Origin of the sequence: Acinetobacter sp. BHS4 (genome assembly GCF_018454425.1) — a bacterium.
Lineage (GTDB): Bacteria > Pseudomonadota > Gammaproteobacteria > Pseudomonadales > Moraxellaceae > Acinetobacter > Acinetobacter pittii.
Genome location: NZ_CP075323.1, coordinates 563,814 through 580,103 on the forward strand (window position 1 = coordinate 563,814; position 16,290 = coordinate 580,103).

The window sequence follows — 16,290 nt, forward strand, 5'->3', positions numbered from 1 at the left end:
CATCAAAGGAGTGCACAATGATCCGTAAACAAGAAATTACAACATTTGAATTCCCAGAAAATGCTGTTATCTGGGATGTCCGTGATACTAATGCTTATGCAGAAGGGCATGTTAAAGGTGCGGTGAATCGCCCAATTAATGATTTGAATGCTGATATTTTGAACCAGGTCTCTGCGGGTCAGCCGATTTATATTTTATGTGGTGGTGGTAGCAAAGCTCCTCGTGCAGCTGAGAAACTAGAAGGATTGGATGCCTCGCGTGAATATGTCGTGCTGATGGGCGGGACACGTGCAGCTCGTGATGCTGGCTTGCCTCTAGAGCAGGGCGCATAAAAAAAGCACCTTCGGGTGCTTTTTTATTGAAATGAATTATTGCGGTTTAAAATAAGGCTTTTTAGGTTTCACTTTCTTTTGGAACCGTTGAGGATTCAATTTTTGTAATAAGCGGTCTGGTACTGGACAAGCTTCTCCTAACATTTGAGCAACTAAGATTTCACTGCACAGCGGGGCAAATAAGAAGCCTTTAGAGCCAAGCCCAGCAAAAGTAGCAATTCGGCTATTGTCCTGTATTTTTCCAACCAGCGGAAAATAATCCAAGCTTTGTGCCCGTATAGATGCACGCCCTTGCCATGTCGAAGGTGACGGTAACTTTTCAGCATATTCAGGGAATACGCTGTGGATTAATTCAAAGTTATGCACATGGTCTTCGGGAAGTACATCTTGATCTTCACGATTTAGGTAGAAAGACGCACCCAAAATCATCTGTGAGGCGTCAAGTTGCATGCAATAGCCGCCATAGCTATAAGCTTCATTTAAAGGCAGTGGGGCAAACGTATTATCAACCCAGCTCACTTGTCCACGTATTGGTTTTAACTGTGGATAGCTGTCAAATAAAGCAGCGCTTTCTCGAGCACAGCACACAACGACGTGATCTGCTTCTGCAATAATTTGATTATTGGTTTGCAATTGAACTTTATTTTCAGAAGAAACAAGTGCTGTGACATGGGCAATTTTGAGATTGATATATGGATGCTGCAAAATTTCATCACGTAATTGATGTGGTGAAACGGAACCAGCCTCAGTTAGTAATATGCTTGAATAATCAGTTTCAAGTAAGTTCGTTGAGTGGGTAACAACTTCTGCTGGATACTGATTTACCAAATCGAGAAGTTCTTCTGCATTTTTCAATGCAATTTGTTGAATTTGAAGTGGACGGAATGCATTAAACTTTTTATAAAAATTTAAAGCATGTTGCCAACTTAAGGTCATGAGGTGTTCATGACTTTGTTCAATTGGGCATAGTTTCGGATTAAGTAATGCCAAAGGGTTTCCAGAGGCACCCGATAATGCATTGTTTTGCTCGTATAAGGTCACTTGGTGGCCACGTGTTGCAAATGCCCACGCCGTGCTTAAACCTGCTACACCAGCCCCTATAATCGCAATATGCTGTTGCTCTGTAGCCAATGCGTGAGTTTGCCCTAATTCTGTGGAACCTTCATCAGATTCAAGCAGATTCCAGGCTGCTTTGAGCATTTCTCGTTTGTGGCCAAAACCACGTGGACGAGAAATATCAATACCATGTGCTTTTAGTCCACGTTTTAGAATGCCAGCAACACTAAAAGAGGCAAATGTAGTGCCATAACCTGAAAGACGGACAATATTGTTTAAAACATTTTGTTCCCACATGTCTGGGTTGCAAGACGGTGCAAAGCCATCTAAAAACCAGGCATTCACAGCTTTAGTTTTAGCCATGCTTGGAAAAATTTCTTGCGCATCTCCAAGCCATAAATCGATGCTAAAACGTTCTTTAGGGAAAGTTAAACGATGACATCCGGCAATAGGCAGGGGATATTGTTCAATTAACTGCTCTGCAAGAGGTTTAAGTTCATCCCAGACATTTAAAGCGCGAATAAGATCAGCTTTACTTAATGGAAACTTTTCAACGCTAATTGCGTGTAAATGGCTTTGATTATTAGGGCGAACTTGTTGCCAAAGTTGCCAGAGTGCAAGAATATTTAAACCTGTACCAAAACCGGTTTCTCCTACACTGAAATATTCAAAATCTTTTAGATTGGCTAATCGTTCTGATAAGTCGTTACCATTTAGAAAAACATGTCGTGTTTCAAATAGGCCATTATCTTTAGAAAAGTAGACATCACCAAATTGTTTAGAAATGGGAATCTCGATACCATCGACAAATTCCCAGTCCAGCTCTGCTGTTTGGATACGGTTTGATACGTTCATTGAATTTAATAGATCGCTTGGTATTACCACTGGCGTCGACGTTTTGTATGAATATAACTAGCAATAAAGAAACCTAGCAATACACCACCCGCTAAGGTAACAGCACCATATAAAAACATTTGCGCACTTCGTTCACTTTGTAAGACTTGAACCTGAACAGAGAGATTATCATTTTTTAGCTGTAACTCTTGGTTCTGAGCCAATGCTTCAAGGTTGGCATGTTCTAGCTGTTTTAAGCGAGATGCTTGATCTTGAACTAAGGCTTTGATTTTTGCGTCTTGCTGTTGCTTGTTCTTTGCGAGCTGTTCTGCTGTAAGTGGTTGTGTTGCAGTTGGTGCTGTCATCGCTGCTGTCGTCGCTGCTGTTTTGACTCCAGTTGCAGATGTTGGAGCTGGTTTAGCGGCTTGAGTTGAAGGCGCACTTGGGGAAGGAGTTGCTGGTGTCGCAGCAGGTTCAACTGCTCCAGCAGTTGAACATATCAAACACAAGCCAAGAAAGCTTTTGATTGCAAGCTGCATGCGATTACCCTTTTGGAAATGCTTTATTAAACGGTTTTACATCAACGTGAGCATAAATGCCTTCTTTAAGAAATGGTTCTTCTTTTAACCATTCATCTAATGCTTCGCGACTGTCGAATTCAACAATCATGGTGCTACCATAGAAGCCTGCTTGCGGATCATTAGGATCTTTTGGCATAGCACCCGCTGTAACAAGGCGGCCTTCATCATCGAGTTTTTGTAAGCGTTCGATATGCTGAGGGCGTACTGCCAAGCGTTTTTCTAAAGTTCCTTCGTTATCGGTACAGCTTAGAACAAAAAAAGGCATGTAATCGTATCTCTATAATCAATCTGGAAGCACTTTAAGCGTCTGGTGACTTAAAATGTTTGCGTAAAATAATGAACTGAATAATGATAAATGAAAACATCACGATCATGTCACCAAATGCAGTAAATTCGCCCCAATATTTTCCACCGTGAAATAAAAATGCGAAGAATACATGCAGACAAGACATCACGACAAACATCGCAGCCCAAGCGAAATTGAGATTTTTCCAACCTTTTTCACTCAAATCTAAAATAGGGTCAAATAAGCGTTGAATGAGCGGTTTACGGTCTTTACCAAACCAAGGTGAAACCAAGAATGCGCCTGCGAAAACTAAATTTAAAATCGCAGCTTTGAGACGAATATAGAAATCGTCACTTAACATGAGGGTGATACCACCAAAAATGACAGTCATAAACAATACAAACCACTGTTGTTTATCAAGACGGAATTTTTGGAAAACGAATAGGGCACCATATACCACAAGCATTGAAATAATTAAGCCAGTCGTCGCTACAAGAATATTATTATTATCGGCACCACCAGCAGACCCGATCAGTTTCAGTAAAGGATGCTGGGTGTCAGTTGGATCAACTGTTTTATATAAATAGAAGAAAATAATTAATGGAACAAAGTCCAGAAGTGCTTTCATGTTAGAGTATCTGATCAGGTTTGGCGAATGGCATAGTATAAAAGATGCAAGGCATAGATTTACATACACATAGCAATATTTCTGATGGAACTTTGTCTCCGGAATTGCTGGTGCAAGCTGCTATTGATGTGAACTTGCATACGTTGGCTTTGACTGACCACGATACAATGGATGGGTTGCAGCGTGCAAAAATTGCTGCACAAGGCCATGATTTAAATATTATTTCTGGCGCAGAGATTTCTAGTCAATGGTCGCGCCCAACCACTAAGAAGAGTTATGGTGTACATATTGTTGCTTTAAATATGCAAGATGAAGCACCAATTTTAGAAGCATTAGAACAACAAAAAAGAATTAGAGCGCAAAGAGCTAAAGTGATTTGTGAGCTATTAGAAAAATGTATTGGTTTTCAGATTTATGATGATGTTCTTGCCAAAGTAGAAAATCAGGCGGATAGGGTAACAAGAACTCATATTGCTAAAACATTGGTCGAGAAAAATGTCGTGACTCGTCCTCAACAAGCATTTGATCGCTTCTTAAAAGAAGGAAAACGTGCTTTTGTAAAGTTTGAAGGACTAGGCTTAAAAGAAACCATTCATGTGATTCATCAAAGTAAAGGCTTCGCAGTATTAGCACACCCGACCCGTTATGATTTATCTGCAACTAATGTTCGTTATTTAATTGAATTATTCGCGACATCAGGTGGAGATGCAATTGAGTTACCTCCACCAATGGAACCTCTATCTACCCGCCAAATGATTGATCGAATGATTGAACAATATCAGTTGGCAGTTTCAATTGGCAGTGATTTTCATGGTGAAAATATGCCATGGATTAAACTAGGAAATACACCTAAACCAACTGATAAGCAGCATGGGATTTGGGAGCGCTTTGTTTAAACTCTACAGTAGGTTGTTATCCTGAGCTTGAATTGGTGGTGGAGTAGGTTTACCGAGCGTCCCTAAAAGTTCAATCTCGATACTACGTACCATAGCATCTAGCGGTAAGTCATTACTTTGCGTACCGAATGGCTCTTCAATTTCAGAGCTTAGTGCATCTAGACCTAAAAATGTGTATGCCAAAATTCCGACGAGTAAAGGCGTTGCTAATCCAAGTAATGACCCAAGACTAAAAGGCAACATAAAACAGAAAAAATAGACTGTGCGATTAAGTAAAACTGAATAAGCAAATGGAATAGGTGTATTGGCAATCCGGTCACAGCCAGTTTGTACAACACTTAAATCTGAAACATTTTTATTCATTTGAGCATAAATAATATCTGAAATTTCCCCTTCTTTAAGCGCTTGTAATAATTCCCATTGAATAAGGCTAAGCGTATATTGAGGTGCATTATTTTGTTGGTAAAGTTGGGTAAGTGCTTGTTGACTCATGCCACTGGTTTGTATTAGCTCGGTGGGGTTGGCTGTTTGACGGCGTAAACGGTCACGTAACACATTGGCGAATACAATAACGTGCTGAATGACACGTTCACGGCGGGCTTGAGTTAAAATCCGGCAGTCACGGTCGAAATGTCGCGAAGTCGCAATCAGGACCCCCCATAATTTTCGGGCTTCCCACCAGCGGTCATAACATGCAGTATTCTTAAAACCTAAAAAAATAGAAAGTACGACACCAATTAAAGTAAAGCCAACTAAAGGAATTTCTGGAAAACGATAGAGGTTAATATATTCAACCCCACCAATGATTGCCGAAATCAGCATTACTACCCCTAAAGAGGGCAAAATTTTAGGTAAAATCGTCCCTCGCCAAGAGAATAAAACTTTAAAAATACTGGGCTGTTCACGAACAATCATTTTATTTTAAACGTCGCTATTTTTGTTTTGATATTCTAAGCTTAGTGAAGCTTTGTCAATATCATTGAACGGCTATTGAGGTAGGGTTGAGCAGTTGTTGTTCAGCAAATGAAAAGCTACCTTCGGGCGAGATAATAAAATGGTCCAGCAGACGAATTTCGACAAGCTGACAGGCCTGTTCAAGTTGCTGTGTGAGTTTAATATCTTCAGGAGAGGGCTGTGGGGAACCAAATGGGTGGTTATGTGCTATTACTAATTGGCAAGCGTGCTGTTGTAAGGCATAACGTAAGGTTTGATTCACTGAAACAGCGCAGTGTTGAACTGAACCAAAAAATAACTTTTTAAAATGTAGTTTTCTCAACTCGGCATCTAAGCAAAGTACGGCAAAGACTTCTTGTTTTTCACCTTTTAATTCGTAACGCAAATAATCTAGAACTAAATGAGAAGAATGAAGGCTTAGCTCAGTCTGACTAAAATGATAGTCGAGATAACGCCGTCCAAGCTCTTTTACGGCCAGTAATTGAGAATACTTGGTAGCTCCAATACCATTAAATTGAGCTAATTCATTGTAAGATGCATCGAAAACAGCGTTTAGACTACCAAACTGTTGAATCAGTAAACGTGCGAGCTCTACTGCTGAATGTTGACGTGAACCTGAGCGAAGAAAGATCGCGAGTAGTTCAGAGTCAGAAAGGCTTTGAGGGCCTTGTTGTAATAACCGTTCTCTTGGCCGTTCTTGTTCTGGCCAATTTTTAATAGAAGTATTCATATTCCCCAGCAATATTCTGCTTAAAAATTTATTTTGTTTGCCCAATCAATCTTGGGTCTGCGCGTATTTAATGCTATTGTGAGCGCCACTGCAACAGAAAGGTATCCTGTTCGTGAGCTTTGATCTAAGCGTTATTCCTCATAAAAACATTGTTTTAGCTGTTACTGGCGGAATTGCTGCCTATAAAAGTGCCATCTTAGTCCGCCGCCTCAAAGATTATGGCTTTGACGTGCGAGTGGTGATGACACATGGTGCGCAGGCATTTATTACACCATTAACTTTTCAGGCTCTTTCTGGTAATCCTGTTCATACTGAACTTCTAGACCCAGCGGCTGAAGCGGGTATGGGACATATTGAATTAGCACGTTGGGCTGATTTATTACTGGTCGCACCTGCAAGTTGTGACACATTGGCTAAATTTGCGAATGGTTTGGCAGATGATTTACTCAGCACGGTGTTTTTGGCAACAAAATCTCCTGTCTGGGTAGCTCCGGCGATGAACCAGCAAATGTGGGCGGCTAAAGCAACTCAACGTAATTTGCAAACCTTGGTCGAAGATGGCGTACATGTGATCATGCCGGATGCGGGTGAGCAGGCTTGTGGTGATGTTGGCTTAGGCCGTATGCCAGAACCAGAAGAAATTGCTCGCCAAGTCGCTGGCTATTTCCATCAAGCTCAACGTGCCATCGCTGAGAAATTTGGACTGTTGGCAGGTAAGCGAGTAGTTATTACTGCTGGGCCAACACGTGAAGCGATTGACCCTGTCCGTTATATCTCAAACCATAGTACGGGAAAAATGGGCTTTGCTTTAGCCGCTGCTTGTTATGCTGCTGGCGCGCAAGTGACTCTGATTGCTGGACCTGTAAGTTTAGATACGCCAAATGGTGTTCAACGTGTAAATGTTGCCTCAGCACGACAAATGCTTGACGTCAGTATGAGTTCACTAGAAACAGGCTGCGATATTTTTATTGCCACTGCCGCAGTCGCAGACTATCGCGTAGCAGAAGTTGCTGAGCATAAAATTAAAAAAGCAGGGGATGAGCTGAATGTTTCCCTTGTTAAAAATCCGGATATTGTGGCGACAATCGCAGGTCAGGAAAAACGTCCATTTATGGTGGGCTTTGCAGCCGAAACGCAAAATGTTGAAGAATATGCGGCAGGGAAACTCGTTGCTAAAAAACTAGATATGATTGCGTGTAACGATGTATCACGTGCTGATATTGGGTTTGCTTCTGATGAGAATGCGATGACAGTTTTCTTTGCTGAAAGCTATCACATGAAAAAGCGTGAGTTAGAGAAAGCATCTAAACAAGAAATTTCTCAACAATTGGTTGAAGCAATTTCGGATGCCCTGCGTCGTAAATAATTTTTGAATCAAATAAAAAAACCGCGAATGAATCGCGGTTTTTTTATTTGTCTTGTTTTAGACAGCTTAAGGAATTTCATCCTCAAATTCAGGCTTAACCTGAACAATGAAGTCTTGGCGGTTAAGACCACGCCATAATGCAAATGCAGTACCGATATAAATCGAAGAATAAGTACCAACAAATACACCAACAAACATTGCCACAGAGAACCAGTGTAGACCATCACCACCTAAGAACATCATTGCAAGTACAACAAGTAATAATGTCATTGAGGTATGAATGGTACGACGTAAAGTCTCTGTTAACGCAATATCGACGATTTCACGAGGAGTCGCACCGCGAATCTTACGGAAATTTTCTCGGATACGGTCTGACACTACAATGTTATCGTTAAGCGAGAAACCAATAACAGCAAGTACCGCAGCTAACACTGTAAGGTCAAATGGCCATTGAAATAATGCAAAAGCACCAATAATAATGATAATGTCGTGGAATAAAGACATTACGGCACCCATCGCGAGTTTAAACTCAAAGCGAATGGTTACGTAGATCAACATTAAGATAAGTGCAAGTGCAACGGCACCAGCAGAACGAATATATAACTCGTTACCAACTTGACCACCTACAGAGTCCACTTTATGAACTTCGGCAGCATTATTTGGTAATTGTACAGCCTTAGTGATCGCGTTATTAAGATCTTCAACCTTAACTTCTTGTACTGGCATACGCACAAGTAAGTCTTTATTACTGCCTAAAGTTTGTACTACAGCATCTTTAAAACCAGCTTTATCGAGCGCCTGAATAACTTCAGACTGATTGGCTGGTTGAGCATAGTTAAGCTCAGCTGAAACACCACCTGTAAAGTCCAAACCGAGGTTAAGACCTTTAGTCGCAATAAAGAAAATACTTGCCAAAGTAATAAGGATCGAGAAGATCGCCGCAGGTTTGGCAATCTTCATGAATGGGATGATTTTTGCATCATCCGGACGACCATATTGTTTTGAATCTTGTTGAGTCACTTTAGTCATCATCGATCTCCTTAAATGCTCAACTTTTTCAAATTACGACGTTTGCCATAAATGATTTGTACGATTGCACGAGTTACTGTAATTGCAGTAAACATCGAACAAATAATACCGATCATTAATGTCACGGCGAAACCTTTGATTGGGCCTGTACCAATTGCAAACAGAATGAATGCAACGAGGAACGTGGTTAAGTTCGAGTCAAAAATGGTGTTATAGGCTCGATCATAACCGGCCACAATGGCCTGTTTGGGTGAGGCCCCCCAGAGCATTTCTTCTCGGATACGCTCACATATTAATACGTTCGCATCGACCGCCATACCAATGGTAATAACGATACCGGCAATACCCGGTAAGGTGAGGGAAGCTCCAATCCATGACATCACGGTTAAAATCATTGCCAAGTTAAACACAAGAGCAAAGTTCGCAATTAAACCGAATACACGGAAGAAAACCACCATCCAGATTGCAACGAGCAAGAAGCCGATTTGAGTAGACAATACACCTTTATCAATGTTTTCTTGACCAAGGCTTGGACCTACTACACGTTCTTCAACAAAGTACATTGGCGCAGCCAAAGCACCAGCACGAAGCATTAATGCAAGTTCAGATGCTTCTTGAGGAGAACTTAAACCGGTAATACGGAAAGTCGAACCTAAAACAGCTTGAACTGTTGCAGCGTTAATGACTACAGACTCAGTGTATGGCGTACGAACTTCTGTTTGTGCCCCAGTTTTTGGATCTGTGACATAGTTAATTTTTTGCTTGTTCTCGATGAACAATACCGCCATGCGTTTACCAACAGCATTACGGGTTGCATCGGACATTAGCTTACCGCCAGCGCTGTCGAGCGTAATATTTACTTCGGCACCGCCAGAGTCCTGACTAAAACCAGAGCTTGCATTTTGAACACGCTCACCAGTCAAGATTCGGTTACGTTGCAACAAGAGTTGACGGCCGCTATCTAGAGACTCGTAAGCAAAAACTTCTGTGCCCGGAGGTAAAGGTTGACCATTATATTTACCCGTATATGGATCGATATATTGATCATTTAAGTCAGAAACTAAACGGAATTCGAGGTTCGCAGTACGCCCTAAAACACGTTTAGCTTCAGCTGTATCTTGTACACCCGGTAATTCAACAACAATACGGTTGCTACCCTGACTTTGTACCAATGCTTCTGCAACACCAAGTTCGTTAATACGATTACGTAATGTTGTTAAGTTCTGATTTACTGCATATGACTGAATTTCTTGGCGACGTACATCGGTATAAGTAAGCTTTAAAGTAGAACCTGTAGAGCTTGCTAATGCCTGTTGAGTATATTCATTCCCATTACGACGTAAAAAATCCATTGCTGCATCACGGTCAGCATTGTCAGCAAATTGAACAGTGATCACATTATTTGTTAATGCAAGACTATTAAATTTGATCTTGTTTTCACGGAACTGACGACGCAAATCGGTGGCAGAGGTTTCCATACGTTGGGCAACGGCTTTGTCCATATCTACTTCAAGCAAGAAGTGGACACCACCACGTAAGTCCAAACCAAGTTTCATTGGTTTTGCCCCAATCTTTTGCAGCCATTCTGGTGTGGTTGGTGCAAGGTTTAGGGCGACAACATATTCATCACCTAAGTCACGACGTAATACTTCTTTTGCCTTTAACTGCGCTTCAGATGAACTGACACGCAATAGGGCAGCATTATTTGTAAAAGTATTGTCATGGCTCGCAATATTTGCTGTTTTTAAAATTTGCTCTGCTTTTTTCACCACACTTTGATCAATTTGGGTACCAGCTTTGGCACCGGAAATTTGAACAGCGGGCTCATCCGGATATAGACTAGGCAGTGCGTATAATGTACTGATTACCAGAACAACCAGAATCAGTAAATATTTCCATGCAGGGTAACGCATTCGCTTTCTTCTTAAATGAAAAAGCCGTGCTAAAGCACGACTGTTTTATGATTAAAGGTTATTTAGAGTGCCTTCAGGTAATACTGAAATTACGCTGGCACGCTGAATTTTTACTTCTACACCACGGCTAAGTTCAACAACTGCATAGTCACCTTCAATTTTGGTTACTTTGCCCATTAAACCACCAGCGAAAACAACTTCACTACCAACACCTAAGCTCTCGATTAAAGAACGGTGTTCTTTAGCACGTTTTGCTTGAGGGCGCCAAATTAAGAAATAAAAGATTGCAACGAATACGACAATCATCAAGATGTTTGGCAAAATACCATTAGTTGGGCCAGCTGCCGGTGCTGCATGAGCAGCAGAAATTAAAAAGCTCATTTTGATTTCCTAAAGTTAAAAATATGAGTCAGATAACTGACATAATCCTAATTCGTTTTGCAATTTACCTTGTCTTGAGGTTGAGCGCAAATCTGGCTTATTCATCAACCGGACATGGTGGAACTTCTAAACCACGACGGGCATAAAAGTCCTGAACAAATTCATCAAATGTGCCATTGTCTAATGCATCACGCATATCTTCAGTTAAACGTTGGTAATAACGTAAGTTATGAATAGTACCGAGCATAGATGCCAACATTTCTCCACATTTTTCAAGGTGGAATAGATAAGCACGAGTAAAGTTCTTACAAGTGTAGCAATCGCAATGTGGATCGAGCGGGCTCTGGTCATGGCGATATTTGCTATTACGAATACGTACCAGACCATCAGTGACAAAATAATGACCGTTTCGAGCATTACGAGTCGGCATTACACAGTCAAACATATCGACACCGCGGCGCACCGCTTCAACGATATCTTCTGGTTTACCAACGCCCATCAAATAACGCGGTTTGTCATGTGGCATTTTATTTGGCAGATAATCTAAAACTTTGATCATCTCTTCTTTAGGTTCACCTACAGATAAACCGCCAATTGCATAACCGTCAAAGCCGATTTCTAAAAGGCCATTTAAAGACTCATCGCGTAAGTCTTCATACATGCCACCTTGAATAATGCCAAATAACGCATTGTGATTTTTGAGCTCATCATGATGATGAGTTTTACAACGTTTTGCCCAGCGTAAAGAAAGCTGCAATGATTTTTGAGCTTCTTCATGTGTCGCAGGGTAAGGTGTACATTCATCAAAAATCATAACGATGTCAGAGTTCAAGACCTGCTGAATTTCCATAGAAATTTCAGGTGATAAAAATACTTTTGAACCATCAATCGGTGAGCGGAAAGTAACACCTTCCTCTTTGATTTTGCGCATTGCGCCAAGACTAAAAACCTGGAAACCGCCAGAGTCAGTCAAAATTGGCTTATTCCATTTAATAAAGTCATGCAAACCACCGTGTTCTTTAATCACTTCAAGACCCGGACGCAAATATAAATGGAATGTATTTCCTAAAATAATTTGTGCCTGAATGTCTTCGATGTCACGAGGTAACATGCCTTTGACTGTGCCGTAAGTCCCCACTGGCATAAAAACAGGTGTTTCAACAACACCATGTTCTAAAGTTAAACGACCACGACGGGCGCGCCCCGACTGACCTATTTTTTCAAACTTCATCTAAAAATCCTGAACACGAGCAGAGGCGAAGAAACAGTTCGCTGCTAAAAAGAGGGCTATTTTCCTTGATTCTGCGACGTAGTTCTACTACTAAATGTAGCTGGTTATAAAATAGATAAATTTCCGATAGTTTAGAGACTATTTTCTTCCTATTAAAAATTAGGTTTATAGTCAAAATTCTCATTCACGAGATTATCTCTAAAGGGGCGAATCGCTTTCTTGGATACAGTTAAGGTGTTAATGAGATTATTAGGGAATACTTCAATCTGGTTGTTGAACAGCTCGACATTACGGTTAAAAATGCTAATTGCTGCACCAACATTTTCATTTTGTTCCTGAATATCATCCATCATTTTGCTATACAGCGAATCAGCTTTAAGCTCTGGATAGTTTTCAACAACAACGTTTAAGCTTCGAATAAGTTCTTGGCTCATTTTCTCGATCTGTTGTAGTTGAGAAATATCAGTGTTATTCACATTTAAATTAAGAATTTGTTGACGTAATTGAGTAACCTTTTCTAATGTCGATTTTTCAAATTGAGTATATTGATTGAGCGTTGATTCGAGAGATTCCAAGGTCTTTACTTTTTGACGCTCGAAATTGGCAACTTCAGCCCAAGCTCTTTTAGTCGCATTAAAGTAACGTACGATGGTGTTACGGATGTGAACGCCCCAGACAATCAGTACGACGAAAATCCCCAAGAAAATAAATAAACCTGTCATTTTCACTCCTCTTATTTTTGTTCTCTCATTCAGCCTTTTAACTTCTTATTTTTTGATAAGTTGCCAGTTCAGCGCTACGAGAGATTTATTTAATTAAATTAAGCATTCATTGCTGAAATTTTTCATACTTCGGCATAGTCATGGTACGCAAGTGTCCACGTAATGTTGAAACATCATGAATTTCACTTTGCTTGCTGGTGATCTGAAAAAGATCTTGTTCACCGAGATAACACAAAATTTGCTCTTCATGATGATAAATTAAATCACCTTTAAAGTGTTGAAAAAAATCATGAAGTTTTAAAGTTATGCTTGGGTTAACTTCTTTAGCTAATTGGTGTTGGGCAGTACCAAAAATATTGAGCTTTTGGTTAATCAGTATGTCCGTGCTTTGCCATTCAGTTAAGTAAGGTGCAAAAAAGCGAGAACGTTGGTTACTTACAGCAATACCCAATGCAGGCATTTGAAATATAAAAGCGCCCCATAGATCTCTATGGATCTCTTTAACTATTTTTTTGTCACTATCCTGATTTTGAAGAATGGGTAAATTATTTACATAGTGATATTTGAACAGCAGAACTTGATGTTCCGTAATTCCATCATCCCACGTAGTGGAAGCAAACTGAGTAATTTCGTTAGATTCATTACCCCGATTAAACAGTGGGAAGTGTTGTTTTAATTTGCTTAAGACTAAAATTGGTTGAGATTGAATAGGAAGATAGGCCGGTAACTGTTGAAACCGTAATCCATAACGTAAAGTGGTGATACGTTCTTCTAAATAGTGAATGACTTCGCTTAGAGATTTTTGCGGTTCATAGAGCAAATAGGCCAGAAAACCAGTTAAAAATGCCCATAAGAGGCTCAAAATATAATGAATATGAGGATGAAAAAAGTATCCAAATAATAAAGTCGTAATACTGCAAATACCTAACAAATACGGCAATACATTAACAAAACGAAGGTTAGGATCTTCACGCCATGGATGTAAAGCATTTAAGAGCTCTTGATCTGTTTGTGACTTTTGTCCAGCATCCCAAAGTCGAGCAATATTGCGAAAAACCTGTGTATTTTTCTTACGTCTTATATGCAGAGCTTCTTGTAAGGTATCAATTGGCATGGGAATAATGAGTTCATTATCATAAAGAGCTATTTTTAGATTATCTTTTAAATTGAATGAGATAAATAGAAATAAGTCATAAATAATTACTTTTATGATTTTGGCATTTGAGTTTCATTAATGAAATCCTGCAATTTATTTGCAAATTGCTCAAACTCTGGCATTGAAAGTGTTTCAAGGCATTCAGCAAGCTCGCGTACACTAGCGCCATATAAACTTTGTTGGCGTAAAAGATTTACATTACAGAGCCAACATAATGCAGAGGTTTCAGGGTGTACATAGAAATCTCCTGGAAAATCTTCCAACATTTTTTCTAATAATAACAAACGGTCTGGGCTTAGAAATTTTACTAAATCCAACTCATTAATTCCGCTTTGTTGGTACTTTTGATTAAAACGGATATCACTTGATTCCCAAGCTACTCCTAAGCGACAAACCTTTTTCTGTTTACTTGAAATACTAACTCCGCGAACTGGAAAATTCTCTAAAATGATGCCGTATAAATTATAGCTAATATCTTTTAGTTCCCATTTACCTTTTGAATTATAGGCCATCTCTCGATTGACATAATGGTATCTAAAGATTTTATAGGGGTGAATTGTTTCTCTTACTTGCCAATTGCCGTGTATTGCAGTTAAAACTGAATTTTGTTGATTGCCTAACTTAAATAATGGAAAGTCTGAAGCAGATGTTCCTTCTTTTGGTAGGTTATCTTCAGTTGCAAATTTGAAATTATATTTATGTTCATAATAATAAACTTGGATATCTTGAAGTAGGCAAATCAGTTCGGCCGTCGATGCTCTATGATAAAAACCATAAAAGATTGCAAGAATGGCAAAAGGGAAGAAGTAAATTGAGATTAAAAAGCCTAATACCATACAAACTAAGGCGAAAATTGTAGCATTCCAAAAAATATAATTTCGAATATCAAGTTGTTGGGTGCCTGTCCAATTTTTTAATGAATGAATAAGTATTTCGGGAGGTAATTGCTGATTAAGTAAATTTCTTAGTGCCTCAATATTTCTTAAAGTGATTTTGTTATGTGTATTTTGATTATCAAAGGTACTTTGAATTTTTTGAATAAGCAGTTTCATAAATTTTATTATTAGTCGAAATTGTAATTGGATCAGCTGGGTTAAACTTCGAATCAACTTATAAGATTTAACCCAGCCTTAGTATTTAAACGTCTAATTTATCAACCAGCATTGCATCGCCATAGCTAAAGAAACGATAGCGGCTTTTAACTGCATGTTCATAGGCAGCCAAAATGTTGTCTCGATTTGATAGCGCTGATACCAACATGAGCAGGGTAGACTCTGGTAAATGGAAGTTTGTAATTAAACGGTCCACGATGCAGAACTCATAACCCGGATAGATAAAGATTTGTGTGTCGCCCGTCCAAGCTGCAATTTTACCGCCATGAGCTTGAGCTGCACTTTCTAAAGCACGTGTCGCGGTTGTACCAATGGCAATCACTTTATTGCCGCGTGCTTTAGTCGCCAAAATTAAATCAATAGTTTCTTGAGGAACATCACACCATTCACTATGCATGACATGATTGGTAATGTCATCAGTACGAACAGGCATAAATGTGCCAGCACCGACGTGTAAAGTCACAAAAGATTTTTGAACATTTTTTTGCTCTAACTTTGCTAGTAACTCTTCGTCAAAGTGCAAGCTCGCAGTAGGAGCGGCCACACTGGCAATTTTTTCAGGATTATGGAAAACCGTTTGATAGCGTTCAGTGTCAATTTCTTCTGCTTCACGGTTAAAGTAAGGCGGAATAGGCAACTGACCATATTGCTCAAGTACAGGCAAGATGGGCTGTGAAAACTCAACCACAAATAAATTTTCGTGACGGCCACGTACAATCACAGGAATATTATCTGCACCAACAAAAAGCTCGGCACCTGCTTTAGGTGAGTTGCTTGATTTAATATGACAATACGCTGTGGTGTGGTTCAGCATACGCTCAACCAAAATCTCAATAGCACCGCCTGTAGAGCGTTTTCCTTTAAGTCGCGCTTTCATGACCTTGGTGTCATTAAGCACCAACAAATCACCTTCTTCGAACAGATCGATAATGTCTGTGAACATGTGATCATGATATTGACCCTTTGAATCTAGGTGCAACAACCGCGAAGCACTACGTGATTCGAGAGGGTAACAGGCAATAAGTTCATCAGGTAATTCAAAGGAAAAGTCAGACAGTTGCATATTTAAAAAAAAACACCGCA

General features: G+C 39.8%; 17 protein-coding genes. 3 read left to right on the forward strand and 14 right to left on the reverse strand.

Going from position 1 to position 16,290, the window contains the following annotated elements; all coding sequences use genetic code 11:
* Positions 1–17 precede the first annotated feature (17 nt).
* Positions 18–332, forward strand: coding sequence for a rhodanese-like domain-containing protein (locus KIP84_RS02795; RefSeq protein WP_002116171.1), 315 nt, complete (start codon positions 18–20; stop codon positions 330–332).
* A 36-nt stretch (positions 333–368) separates the two neighbouring features.
* Here the strand turns inward: KIP84_RS02795 and mnmC are convergent, their stop codons facing one another.
* From mnmC to KIP84_RS02815, 4 genes are read right to left on the reverse strand one after another with little or no spacing between them, the layout of a single operon-like run.
* Positions 369–2,243, reverse strand: coding sequence for an FAD-dependent 5-carboxymethylaminomethyl-2-thiouridine(34) oxidoreductase MnmC (gene mnmC, locus KIP84_RS02800; protein ID WP_213689281.1), 1,875 nt, complete (start codon positions 2,241–2,243; stop codon positions 369–371).
* 23 nt (positions 2,244–2,266) lie between these two features.
* Positions 2,267–2,761: a hypothetical protein gene (locus KIP84_RS02805; protein ID WP_213689282.1), complete on the reverse strand. Its 495-nt coding sequence runs from the start codon at positions 2,759–2,761 to the stop codon at positions 2,267–2,269.
* Positions 2,762–2,765: 4 nt separating this feature from the next.
* Positions 2,766–3,068, reverse strand: coding sequence for a YciI family protein (locus KIP84_RS02810; RefSeq protein ID WP_002116400.1), 303 nt, complete (start codon positions 3,066–3,068; stop codon positions 2,766–2,768).
* Positions 3,069–3,102: 34 nt separating this feature from the next.
* Entirely contained in the window at positions 3,103–3,717 is a 615-nt protein-coding gene (locus KIP84_RS02815; protein ID WP_005064166.1) for a septation protein IspZ, read from the reverse strand.
* Between the two features lie 44 nt (positions 3,718–3,761).
* Between KIP84_RS02815 and KIP84_RS02820 the strand changes: the two genes are divergently transcribed.
* Entirely contained in the window at positions 3,762–4,613 is an 852-nt protein-coding gene (locus tag KIP84_RS02820) for a PHP domain-containing protein (protein WP_213689283.1), read from the forward strand.
* Positions 4,614–4,616: 3 nt separating this feature from the next.
* Here KIP84_RS02820 and KIP84_RS02825 read toward each other — a convergent pair whose 3' ends face one another.
* Together KIP84_RS02825 and radC are read right to left on the reverse strand one after the other, a co-directional pair.
* Positions 4,617–5,528: a bestrophin family protein gene (locus tag KIP84_RS02825; RefSeq protein ID WP_213689284.1), complete on the reverse strand. Its 912-nt coding sequence runs from the start codon at positions 5,526–5,528 to the stop codon at positions 4,617–4,619.
* A 61-nt stretch (positions 5,529–5,589) separates the two neighbouring features.
* Positions 5,590–6,309 carry a DNA repair protein RadC gene (radC, locus tag KIP84_RS02830; protein WP_085920667.1) on the reverse strand — a complete coding sequence of 240 codons (720 nt, stop codon included), beginning with the start codon at positions 6,307–6,309 and terminating at the stop codon, positions 5,590–5,592.
* A 100-nt stretch (positions 6,310–6,409) separates the two neighbouring features.
* Here radC and coaBC point away from each other — a divergent pair, with 100 nt between their 5' ends.
* A complete protein-coding gene (gene coaBC / locus KIP84_RS02835) occupies positions 6,410–7,663 on the forward strand; it encodes a bifunctional phosphopantothenoylcysteine decarboxylase/phosphopantothenate--cysteine ligase CoaBC (RefSeq protein ID WP_002116235.1) in 1,254 nt (417 codons plus the stop codon).
* A gap of 66 nt (positions 7,664–7,729) precedes the next feature.
* On the opposite strand, the gene secF is transcribed toward coaBC, so the two are convergent.
* The 8 genes from secF to queA all read right to left on the reverse strand — a co-directional run bounded on the left by secF (position 7,730) and on the right by queA (position 16,270).
* A complete protein-coding gene (gene secF / locus KIP84_RS02840; RefSeq protein WP_016802533.1) occupies positions 7,730–8,695 on the reverse strand; it encodes a protein translocase subunit SecF in 966 nt (321 codons plus the stop codon).
* An 8-nt stretch (positions 8,696–8,703) separates the two neighbouring features.
* Entirely contained in the window at positions 8,704–10,605 is a 1,902-nt protein-coding gene (gene secD, locus KIP84_RS02845) for a protein translocase subunit SecD (RefSeq protein WP_002116237.1), read from the reverse strand.
* A 51-nt stretch (positions 10,606–10,656) separates the two neighbouring features.
* Complete coding sequence (yajC, locus tag KIP84_RS02850; protein ID WP_002116168.1) at positions 10,657–10,986, reverse strand: preprotein translocase subunit YajC; 330 nt, start codon at positions 10,984–10,986, stop codon at positions 10,657–10,659.
* Positions 10,987–11,083: 97 nt separating this feature from the next.
* Entirely contained in the window at positions 11,084–12,217 is a 1,134-nt protein-coding gene (tgt, locus tag KIP84_RS02855) for a tRNA guanosine(34) transglycosylase Tgt (protein ID WP_213689285.1), read from the reverse strand.
* Positions 12,218–12,369: 152 nt separating this feature from the next.
* Complete coding sequence (locus tag KIP84_RS02860) at positions 12,370–12,939, reverse strand: LemA family protein (RefSeq protein WP_213689286.1); 570 nt, start codon at positions 12,937–12,939, stop codon at positions 12,370–12,372.
* Positions 12,940–13,045: 106 nt separating this feature from the next.
* Positions 13,046–14,053: a hypothetical protein gene (locus tag KIP84_RS02865; RefSeq protein WP_213689287.1), complete on the reverse strand. Its 1,008-nt coding sequence runs from the start codon at positions 14,051–14,053 to the stop codon at positions 13,046–13,048.
* A 92-nt stretch (positions 14,054–14,145) separates the two neighbouring features.
* On the reverse strand, positions 14,146–15,147 hold the full coding sequence (locus tag KIP84_RS02870) for a hypothetical protein (RefSeq protein WP_174724312.1): 1,002 nt from the start codon (positions 15,145–15,147) through the stop codon (positions 14,146–14,148).
* Between the two features lie 85 nt (positions 15,148–15,232).
* A complete protein-coding gene (queA, locus tag KIP84_RS02875) occupies positions 15,233–16,270 on the reverse strand; it encodes a tRNA preQ1(34) S-adenosylmethionine ribosyltransferase-isomerase QueA (RefSeq protein WP_213689288.1) in 1,038 nt (345 codons plus the stop codon).
* Between the last annotated feature and the right edge of the window lie 20 nt (positions 16,271–16,290).

What these genes read in the sequence shown, in the direction of transcription:
- KIP84_RS02825 (WP_213689284.1), bottom strand. Translation starts at nt 5,528, where the DNA reads ATGATTGTTCGTGAACAGCCCAGTATTTTTAAAGTTTTATTCTCTTGG.
- queA (WP_213689288.1), bottom strand. Translation starts at nt 16,270, where the DNA reads ATGCAACTGTCTGACTTTTCCTTTGAATTACCTGATGAACTTATTGCC.
- KIP84_RS02820 (WP_213689283.1), top strand. Translation starts at nt 3,762, where the DNA reads ATGCAAGGCATAGATTTACATACACATAGCAATATTTCTGATGGAACT.
- KIP84_RS02795 (WP_002116171.1), top strand. Translation starts at nt 18, where the DNA reads ATGATCCGTAAACAAGAAATTACAACATTTGAATTCCCAGAAAATGCT.
- KIP84_RS02870 (WP_174724312.1), bottom strand. Translation starts at nt 15,147, where the DNA reads ATGAAACTGCTTATTCAAAAAATTCAAAGTACCTTTGATAATCAAAAT.
- KIP84_RS02810 (WP_002116400.1), bottom strand. Translation starts at nt 3,068, where the DNA reads ATGCCTTTTTTTGTTCTAAGCTGTACCGATAACGAAGGAACTTTAGAA.
- KIP84_RS02860 (WP_213689286.1), bottom strand. Translation starts at nt 12,939, where the DNA reads ATGACAGGTTTATTTATTTTCTTGGGGATTTTCGTCGTACTGATTGTC.
- secF (WP_016802533.1), bottom strand. Translation starts at nt 8,695, where the DNA reads ATGATGACTAAAGTGACTCAACAAGATTCAAAACAATATGGTCGTCCG.
- tgt (WP_213689285.1), bottom strand. Translation starts at nt 12,217, where the DNA reads ATGAAGTTTGAAAAAATAGGTCAGTCGGGGCGCGCCCGTCGTGGTCGT.
- mnmC (WP_213689281.1), bottom strand. Translation starts at nt 2,243, where the DNA reads ATGAACGTATCAAACCGTATCCAAACAGCAGAGCTGGACTGGGAATTT.
- KIP84_RS02805 (WP_213689282.1), bottom strand. Translation starts at nt 2,761, where the DNA reads ATGCAGCTTGCAATCAAAAGCTTTCTTGGCTTGTGTTTGATATGTTCA.
- secD (WP_002116237.1), bottom strand. Translation starts at nt 10,605, where the DNA reads ATGCGTTACCCTGCATGGAAATATTTACTGATTCTGGTTGTTCTGGTA.
- KIP84_RS02815 (WP_005064166.1), bottom strand. Translation starts at nt 3,717, where the DNA reads ATGAAAGCACTTCTGGACTTTGTTCCATTAATTATTTTCTTCTATTTA.
- KIP84_RS02865 (WP_213689287.1), bottom strand. Translation starts at nt 14,053, where the DNA reads ATGCCAATTGATACCTTACAAGAAGCTCTGCATATAAGACGTAAGAAA.
- yajC (WP_002116168.1), bottom strand. Translation starts at nt 10,986, where the DNA reads ATGAGCTTTTTAATTTCTGCTGCTCATGCAGCACCGGCAGCTGGCCCA.